Genomic DNA, 8847 nt, shown 5'->3' with positions numbered 1-8847 from the left:
GAACACCTGGATTTCACAGCACTCCTACTCGGCCAGCGACTGGGTGGCGCTCTAACCACCAATCGGACATCGGATCAGGGGTCCCCAGAGCCCGAAGGGTCTGGGGGCCTTTTTCAGGGCCGCGCCGGGACTATGGGGCGCTCGGAGCTGCCGGCCTTGGAAGCGGTGCGTTCAGGACCCTCAGTCGATCCTCACATAGGAAGCCGGAGCCTCCGTAAGGGGGGCCGTCGCCGGGGGGGCATTAATGTCGACCTATGCAGGCGCTGTCTGTCCGCGCGACGACCTCTAGCATGATCGCCAAAATGCGCGAGCCACGAGGGCTGCAGCGGGTCCTTGGACGATGGGAAGAGCGCCGCTTGTCTACTTCAACTTCGCGGCCTGGGCCGGCAAAGGTTGCCGCGCCAACCGGCCAGAAATCCATGCCCTGACCGGGGCGTCAAACCAACGGTCAGCCGCCCAAGCGCCGAGTACGACCAACGGCAGGAAAGCGAACCCTATCCACGGGGTAAGAGCGTGGGGCGGCAACAGCTTCAGCACTCTTGCGACCCATTGCAGAACGGGAAAGTGCAGCGCGTAGAGAGCGTAGGAGACTGCCCCCATCATCGCAAAGGTGCTCCTGGCGCGAGGCGGAGGCTCAACGGATATTCCAGCCCAGACGAGCGCGGGGATCAGTAGGAAAACACAGAGCGGATCTGACCAGGCCTGCCATGCAAGTGGGGTTGCAAAGATGGGGATCAGTAGGGCCAACAAGAGATACGACACCGGACCCTCGCGGCGTGCGGCGAAGCCCCGAGCGCGCTGGAACAGGACCCCGAGCGAGAACCCGAAGGCCGCCCTTAGGCCGCCCGACGCAGCACCTTCCCAGTAGACGCCGCCGTCTGCCTTTCCGTGCAGAATGCTCCAAGTCGCGAGAGCAGCCGCTGATATCGCCGTCAGGCCGATAAGTCGGCGCGTCGTCAGTATGGGCCAAGCGATGACGTAGACGAAGTTCACCACCATTTCCCAGAAGAGGGACCAGGCTGGGCCGTTGAGCGGAAAGAGGGGCTGGACCTCGGCGGCAGTGAACCAGGAAGGCAACATCAGCAGATTGAGCGCAGCCGCCTTACCGGCGCCAACCAACGATATCTCCGCGTGATGGACGACAATTGTGGCCAGGAGGCCCCCAAGCCCAACCAGCGAGCCGAGAAAAAAGAGCGGATAAAGTCGGATGAGCCGGGTCGTGAAGAACTGCGAAACCGTCAGCCCGCGGGCGAACCTGGGTTCATAGGCGGTCGCGATGACGAACCCGCTCAAAACAAAAAACAGGTCAACCGCACGATAAGCCGACGGAAGTATATCGGCCGCAAAGACGACCGGGGCGCTGTGCAACACAAGCACAGCGACGGCCGCAAGACCGCGCATCCCGTTCAGTGTCTCGTACTGACGCGAAGCCAACTAACAGATGCCGCCGCTGAAGAACCCAACGTACCGGCGCTCGGGCGTCAGCTTCAAAACGGAGATCGACGCCGGCTTTTCACTCACATTGAAAGCGACGTCGGCATCGGTCGTCACGATCTTCGGCGTCAACCCGAGTCGGTCTGTTGCGGTCTTCAATGCAGCGTGCATGCTGATCTCTATGCCTCGCTTGCTGCGGCGCGCCAAGGAGGTCCCCTCGCCGAGCCGCAGGCGTCAGAGGCGCCGAGCGCGGTCTCGCATCGCACGGCATGACTCAGATGCATCGCCGACTCAGCGCGGCGTTACTTCCTTTATCGAGCGAGGGAAGCCCGCCGGCGAGACTGGACTAGCGAACTCTCACCCGCTGGGGAGCGACGTCGTCCTCCCTGAAGGTCTGCCTGGCGGCAAGGAACCAAAGATAGGTCGGCACCGCGTCCTCGATAAAGGCGTAGCGCTTGCCGAATCCGTCATCACGCTCATGGATGAGGATCTGCTGCGCGGCCAGTTCGGCCACGATGCTCTTGCAGCGCGCCGCCCTGGTGGGCGTGCCGGCCTTGGCGTCGAGCAGCGCCGAGTCGAATTCCCCGCTGCCGGCGAGGGAGGCTGACGCGATCAGGCTCAGGAGCTCGGTGCCGCTTTCATTCACCAGCCGTTTGACCTGTCCCATGGTGGTCTTGGAGATGCGCGTGGCGAGCTCGCCCAGGGCCTGTTCCAGGGCAGAGGCCACGTCCGCCGGCATGACGTCCAGCCGTTGGTCGTCGATCGCGTCGAGCGCTGCGTGGTGGCACAGGAGGCTCGCGATGTAGGGGGAGCCCACGGAAATGGCCACGACGTGGTCGCGGGCCGTGGGCGTGATGGTTATACCGGCGGTGCGTTCGCCATTGGTCACCAGTTCGCCGATCTCCTCGGCGCTCATCAGCGGAACCGGAATCGCCAGGATGTTTCGGCGCACGGATGGGATGTGCTCGACCAGTTCGGCAAGGTCCGCGGCGACGCCGGCGATCACCAGCTGCACCCGCACCGAGCGGTCGGAGAGGATCTTGATCAGTTCGGCGAGGTCACGGCGGAACTCGAGCGATTCCGCACGGTCGAACTCATCCAGTACGATCAGCACGCGCGTGCCGGTCAGCTTGGTGCAGAGGTCGCCGAACTGGCGGGGCAGAACCTTGCGGGTCGGCAGCAGGCTGGCCAGCGACGTGCCGGTCTCCGCCTCTTCGGTGGTCGGCGAGTAGTCGCTGTGGAACAGCAAGGGGATGTCGGCGGCGACAGCCCGGAAGGTCTCATCGAAGTTCGATGCGGCGCCGCAGGACGAATAGACGACGATGTAGCGCGCCTCGCGGGCGGCTGCAGTGAGCATGTGCAGAAGAGAGGTCTTGCCGATGCCGCGCTCGCCATAGATCACCAGGTGCAGCCGCTGGTCCTCGATCGAGCGAATGGCGGCCTTCAGGACATTGAGGCGGCCGGCGAACATCCGGCGATCGAACACCGGCTGGGAGGGCGTGTAGGCATTGCGAAGCTTCATCCGCGCGGCGCCGAAACGATCGTCGCGCCGGTGCGGCTGGTCGGCGGCGCTGGCGGAGAAGCGGGGCAAGTCCGAGGCCTGGCTCGGGTTCGCTGCCTGCTGGAACATGTCCGGCAGCGCGAGCCGCATCTTCTGAGCGGGTTCGGGAGGCGCAGGCCGTGCTTTCCGCTTGTTCGACGAGCGGAAGAGATTTGGCAATGCCACGTCGTATCTCCATTGTAGCCGCGGCGCGGCGGTACACCGTCAAGCTTACGCCATAGAAAGCTTACTGCTTCATGGCTGAGGCCGATAAATGGCGAACCAGATGATATACCGCGTCCCGTGACGAACGCGCCAAGCGACGTATTGGCTCGCCACTTTTACGCCGCCGATAAACTTTTTCGAAGAGTAGGGTCAAGGCAAGGTCGAGCGCCTAATCTACCCGATGGATTGGATTGCAGGTGGTGCGAACTCCAGATTTTAAAAGCGCACCAGAAACATGAACTTGCCAGTGTCATTGCTGATACCGCCCCTTGCATGGCGCTGGCGAAACTCTGAATCGGCGCGCTAAAGTCGGTCTTACCAGAAAGCGAGCTCTCCTCTTATGACGGCCGTGCGGTTTGCCAGCACTCCCAGGGTGAGTGTGATCGTGCCCCACTATCGCGACCTGAACGGCTTAGCCCTTTGCCTTTCAAAGCTGGAGCAGCAGAGCTATCCGCGCGACCGGTTCGAGGTGATCGTGGCGGACAACGCCTCGCCGGAGGGCCCCGCCGCAGTCAGCGAGGTGATCGCCGGGCGGGCGCATCTCGTTGTAGTCCAGCTGAAAGGCGCCGGCCCTGCCCGGAACGGCGGCGTCGGAGCGTCAACTGGCGAGGTGCTGGCCTTTATCGATTCCGATTGCGTTGCGGAGCCTTTCTGGATTGAGGAGGGCGTGAAGGCTCTTGAATCCTTCGACTTTGTCGGAGGCAGAGTAAGGGTGCTCGTGGCCGAACCGGACCGGGTCACGCCGGTGGAGGCGTTCGAGCGGGTTTTCGCCTTCGACTTCAAGACCTACATCGAACGCAAGGGGTTTACGGGAGCGGGCAATCTCTTCTGCCCCCGCGCGCTGTTCGACCAGGTGGGCGGCTTCAAGACCGGCCTTTCCGAGGATGTCGAATGGTCGCGTCGAGCACAGGCGGCTGGGTTCTCGCTCGGCTATGCCGCCCGCGCGATCGTCGGCCACCCGGCGCGTCGCTCCTGGTCCGACCTCGTCGCTAAATGGAAACGTATCAATGCCGAGACCTGGGGCCTTTCCGCAGGCGCCTCAGCCCGGCGATTGCGGTGGTTCGCCCGGACCCTGCTGCTCCCGGCGTCGGCCGTCGTCCACACCCTCAAGGTCGTCGCCAGTCCTGAACTGAGCTCGATCGGCCAGCGGCTGGGGGCTATCGGCGTGCTGTTCCGACTCCGCTTCTGGCGCTTCGGTGATTCCCTTCGCCTTCTTTTTTCAGCGACTTGAGCATGTCGCTCCACGTCGCCATCGCCATTGTGGGTTTCCGCAACCCCGATGACGTCCTCAGTTGCCTCGAGGCCCTGGCTGCGGCGCGCCATCGCGACTTCGAGGTCGTGATCTGTGAAAACGGCGGGGCCGCCGCTTTCGCGGCGCTTGAGGCGAGAGCGCCCACCGTCCTGCCTTCGGGCCAGCCTGTGCAACTCTTCGACGCAGGCGCCAACCTTGGTTACGCGGGTGGAGTGAACGCCTGCATGCGCCGGACGCCGGACGCCGACGCCTGGTGGGTCCTGAACCCCGACACCCGCCCCGATCCGGTTGCGCTCTCGGCCCTGGTCGAGCGTCTGTCCCATGGCGACTGTGAAGCCGTGGGCGGGGCCATCCAACTACCGAACGGCCTTGTGCAAGCGTATGGCGGCCGCTGGCAGCGCTGGTTGGCCCGCGCGGTGTCGTTGGGCCATGGCGACGATATCGCCGCCTCGGTCGATCCGAAAAAAGTCGAGAGCCGGCAGAACTTCCTGAACGGCGCTTCGATGCTGATAGGCCGCCGCTTCCTCGAAGCGACCGGCCCCATGCGCGAGGACTATTTCCTCTACTGCGAAGAAGTCGAGTGGTGCCTGCGCGGGCTCAAGCGCGGCATGCGCTTCGGCTTCGCGCCCCAGGGCGTGGTCGTCCACGAACAGGGCACGAGCACCGGCAACGCGCTAAACTTCCGCGGCCGCTCGCGGCTATCGGTCTATCTCGGCGAGCGTAACCGGCTCCTGCTTAGTCGCGACTGCTACCCCGCGCTCTTTCCGGTGACGATCCTGACGGCCTTGGGGATCCTGCTGGTGCGGTTCGGAAAACGGCGAGCCTGGCGGCAGTTGGCCTACGCGATCGAGGGTTGGGCCGCGGGTCTCGCCAATAGCCGCGGCGCGCCGCGATGGATCGCCGGCTAGCGCGGTCGAGAGGCCTACTCCCTTGGACGCCGACGCCCGGCGACGGGGCGGCGGGCCTTCTCCTGTGGCGCCGGGACGGCTGGAGCATGAGCGGCTTCGGCCGCCTGCGCTCGCCCGATCAGGGCGATCAGCATGCCCAGCACCATGAAAATGAACGGGTGGATTTCCGCTTGCGCGAAGACGCCGCGGATCACCAGGAACGCCGATAGGCAGGTCGCCAGCGGCACGAGCAGGCCGATTTCGCGATCGTCAGATGGTGTTCCACGCAGGATCATGGTCACCGCCGCTCCAATCACCAGGGCGAACATCGCCACGTAGAGCGCCAGGCCGATGATGCCGTAGTCCAGGGCCAGGGCGATCCAGTAGCTGTCGATGGCGATGAAGGCCCCGGCCCCGTAACCCATCGCGTCTCCAGATTCTCCTGCGCCGTAACCAAGGGGATTCTTCAGAAGGGCAGGTATCGCCATCCGAAACTGGTCGCTCCGAGCCTGGTTGCTGGCCGCCTGCGCGCCCCCGCCAAACACCAGCACGTGGATCTTGTGCACGAACATCGTCGCGGCGACGGCCGCCAGAAACACCGTCGGGTATGCGTAGACGATAGCCGCGGTCATGAGGTCGCCCATCCGCCGGCGCCAGCGCACGAGGCTCCAGAACAGCAGGTAGACAAGCAGGGAAACGAGGTAACCCACCACGCCCAGTCGGGCGTCCGTCATGCGGACGACGAAGTAGAGCGTCGGAATGAGCGCCAACCCAAGGATGCGAATGGCGATGTTGTAGCGGCCTACCGCCCAGTGCAGGGCGAAGGGCGTCATAAGCGCCACGAACTCCGCCAGCCCCAGCGCGGTGGAGAACGTCGTCTTGGCGCGATATTGCCCGGTCGCGCCGCGCGTTGCGCCGGCCAGCGCTCGCTCGGCCGAGGGGTCCTCCACGCGCAGGAAGCTGGGTACGTGCCCGTTCCAGAGAACCTGCTGCTGTTCCGATTCCATGAACGCCAGCACGATGGTGACGATCGCCAGCGCCAGCATGAGGAAGAGATACCGGTCCGACCTGCCGGGCTTCCTGAAGATGTAGAGGCTGACCAGGAATACCCCGGTCCAGTTCAATTGCTGGATGAAAACCTTGTTCAGAGAGTCGGCTATATGGTGTGAAAACGGCAACGATATGAAAGAGTTGGCCGCGAAGAGCAGGAAAAGCCGAAACGCCATGGGTGTGGCTTTGGACGTATCAAGGATGTCGCTTCGGAATGCAGGCGAGATCGACAGGCTGACCAGCAGGAAGAACGCCATCGGAAACCCGGCCAGCCGCGCCATGGTGATCCAGGGCAGGCCGGGCAGCGTCAGAGCAAGATAGTTGGGCCACAGGATCAAACCGATCAGCAGAGCCGAATAGGCGAGCTCCATAGAGCGTGTCGGTACGGCGTGGTGCTCGGGCAGCGCCCAGATCGCCAAGAGCCCCAGGATCGCGACCGGAACGGCTAGGGGGACGATCAGGTAGGGCGCCGTGAGGGCGAAAAAGAAGCCGTAGACGAGGCAGAACAGGCCGACCCCCAGGGGGGTCAGGATTACGGCCGCGATGCGCCAGCGGTTGTGCAGGTCGACGTAAGGCTCGAGCACGATCGGGCGCTTGCGCGCCCGCCAGTCGCGCCACAGGCCGGCTGCGGCCCGAGGGTCCGGAAGAAGAGGCCGCGCCGCCTGCCACCAGGCGGAGGGTTGCAGTCGGACCTTCCAAGTGCTCGGTTTCAACGGCTGTCCTTGACGTTCGTACGGTCCCGGCCGGGGTCCTTGATAGACGACTGAGGCCTTAACGGACGTTGATCAAATCGGCGAGGATGTGATTCGTCCCAAACTTGCACGCTCGACATGGCCGCTTTCCACCGTTTCTGCCAGCAACGCTCGCCCTGCGCGGCGAAGCCTCACCTCAGACAAGTGATGTCTTTTGCCGCCCAAGCCTGTAGTCTGGCCTGCGTCGGGGGAGGGGCACGAAAATTGCTTCCCGCCGGTGCGGGACATCGAAAAAACCTCGGGGCCATCCAAAATGAGAACACTGAGCGTGGCGTTCCTTGCGCTAGCCGTTTGCCTCCCTCTCGGCGCCTGTGGCGGGAGCGGCAAGGCGCCGACCGGTCAGGTCGCCGCGCGGGTTGGGGGTGAAGAGGTCACGGTGCAGGAGGTCCAGGCCGAGCTGGCAGGCTTCAACGCGCCCGACGCCAAGACCCGCAAACTCGCCGAGCAGAAGGCGCTGCAGAACATCGTCGCGCGCAAGCTGTTGGCCAAAGCGGCGACGGACGCCGGCGTCGCGAAATCCCCGGACTTCGCGGTGCAAAAGCAGCGGATGGAGGAGGGCCTGCTCGTCCAGGCCTGGCAGAACAACCTCGTCAAGGCGGTGCCTCAGCCCGCCCCGGAAGAAGTGCAGCAATTCATAACGGCTCATCCGGATTTCTACGCCAACCACAAGGTGTTCACGGTCGATCAGTTGCGGATCCCGCCGATCAGCGACCCGAAGATCCTCGAAGAACTCAGGCCGCTGAACTCGCTTGAGGAAATCGCCAAGGCGCTGGCCGCTCACAACATCCGCACGGTCGGCGGCAGGTCGACCATCGATTCCCTGAGCATCGAGCCGGCGCTTATGGACCAGATCGCCAAGATGCCGCCTGGCGAAGTGTTCGTGATCCCGGGGAACAACATGCTGGTCGCGAACAAGATCGCCGAGACGCAGGTCGTGCCGCTGCCCAATGACGTCGCGGTCAAGCATGCGACCCAATACATCAAGGCCCAGCGGGCCCAGGAAGCGGTTCGTCGGCAATTTGCGGGCGTGGTTTCCAATCCTAAGGCCAAGGTCGTTTACAACAAGGCTTACGCACCGCCGCCGGCTCCCGCAGCGGGCAAGCCTGCTCCAGCCGCGCCGGCGGCGCCCGCCGGCAAAACCGGCTGACTAAAGAACGGATAGGAACGCGTCTAAGCGTCACTTGGGGGTGATATGGCAGCCAACGACTGCATGACATTGGATTGTGCTGAAACCGATGCGGCGCTCCGTCGTCGGGAGACCGTCCGGCGCCAGCGACGGGGCTACGCCTTCGCCGGCGTTGCGACCCTCGTCCTGACCGCGGTCGCGCCGATGGCGGCAAGAGCCCAATCGATCGGCGGGCCGTTCACGCCCGGCGGCCACCCGCTCTCGGTTGGTCTCCAGTTTCAGACCCTCTTCGACAGCAACACCGCGCGGGGAAATGACCTGGCGGCTGCGATCCGGGGCCTGAAGCAAGAAGACGTAATCTATACGCCCAGCATCAACGTCAACTACTCCTCACCCAACTCGCGTGAGGGCGTCGCACTGAGAGCTTTCGCGGGCTACGATTTCTATCAGAACAACACGATCCTTTCGCGTGAACACATCGACCTGTCGGCGGCCGGCAACGCCACGTTCGGCCGATGCCAGGTTGGCGCCCAGGTGGCCTATGACCGCGGACAGAGCGGCCTGGAGGATCTCACACTCCT

At 64.2% G+C, this 8847-nt stretch carries 8 protein-coding genes; 4 read left to right on the top strand and 4 right to left on the bottom strand.

Annotated features, from left to right (window positions below; genetic code table 11):
- Positions 1 to 360 precede the first annotated feature (360 nt).
- The 3 genes from VGI62_RS13885 to VGI62_RS13875 form a co-directional block, all read right to left on the bottom strand.
- A complete protein-coding gene (locus VGI62_RS13885) occupies positions 361 to 1434 on the bottom strand; it encodes an acyltransferase (protein ID WP_331505093.1) in 1074 nt (357 codons plus the stop codon).
- On the bottom strand, positions 1435 to 1641 hold the full coding sequence (locus VGI62_RS13880) for a hypothetical protein (RefSeq protein WP_331505092.1): 207 nt from the start codon (positions 1639 to 1641) through the stop codon (positions 1435 to 1437). It lies immediately after the preceding gene.
- A 139-nt stretch (positions 1642 to 1780) separates the two neighbouring features.
- Positions 1781 to 3160 carry an ATP-binding protein gene (locus tag VGI62_RS13875; protein WP_331505091.1) on the bottom strand — a complete coding sequence of 460 codons (1380 nt, stop codon included), beginning with the start codon at positions 3158 to 3160 and terminating at the stop codon, positions 1781 to 1783.
- A gap of 379 nt (positions 3161 to 3539) precedes the next feature.
- Between VGI62_RS13875 and VGI62_RS13870 the strand changes: the two genes are divergently transcribed.
- Together VGI62_RS13870 and VGI62_RS13865 are read left to right on the top strand one after the other, a co-directional pair.
- Complete coding sequence (locus tag VGI62_RS13870; protein ID WP_331505090.1) at positions 3540 to 4430, top strand: glycosyltransferase; 891 nt, start codon at positions 3540 to 3542, stop codon at positions 4428 to 4430.
- 2 nt (positions 4431 to 4432) lie between these two features.
- The gene (locus tag VGI62_RS13865; RefSeq protein WP_331505089.1) at positions 4433 to 5359 is read left to right on the top strand and encodes a glycosyltransferase family 2 protein; all 927 of its coding nucleotides are present in this window, start codon (positions 4433 to 4435) and stop codon (positions 5357 to 5359) included.
- Between the two features lie 14 nt (positions 5360 to 5373).
- Here VGI62_RS13865 and VGI62_RS13860 read toward each other — a convergent pair whose 3' ends face one another.
- Positions 5374 to 7101 (bottom strand): O-antigen ligase family protein, encoded by a 1728-nt coding sequence (locus VGI62_RS13860; RefSeq protein WP_331505087.1) that lies wholly within the window; start codon positions 7099 to 7101, stop codon positions 5374 to 5376.
- Between the two features lie 292 nt (positions 7102 to 7393).
- On the opposite strand from VGI62_RS13860, the gene VGI62_RS13855 reads away from it, so the two are divergent.
- Positions 7394 to 8287 carry a hypothetical protein gene (locus VGI62_RS13855; protein ID WP_331505086.1) on the top strand — a complete coding sequence of 298 codons (894 nt, stop codon included), beginning with the start codon at positions 7394 to 7396 and terminating at the stop codon, positions 8285 to 8287.
- A gap of 45 nt (positions 8288 to 8332) precedes the next feature.
- On the top strand, positions 8333 to 8847 hold a 515-nt coding region (locus tag VGI62_RS13850; protein WP_331505085.1), incomplete at its 3' end, for a hypothetical protein.

Origin of the sequence: Phenylobacterium sp., from assembly GCF_036495085.1 — a bacterium.
Taxonomy (GTDB): Bacteria; Pseudomonadota; Alphaproteobacteria; order Caulobacterales; family Caulobacteraceae; genus Phenylobacterium.
Note: the sequence above shows the minus strand (reverse complement) of the source record. Positions and strands in the feature narration are given on the sequence as shown.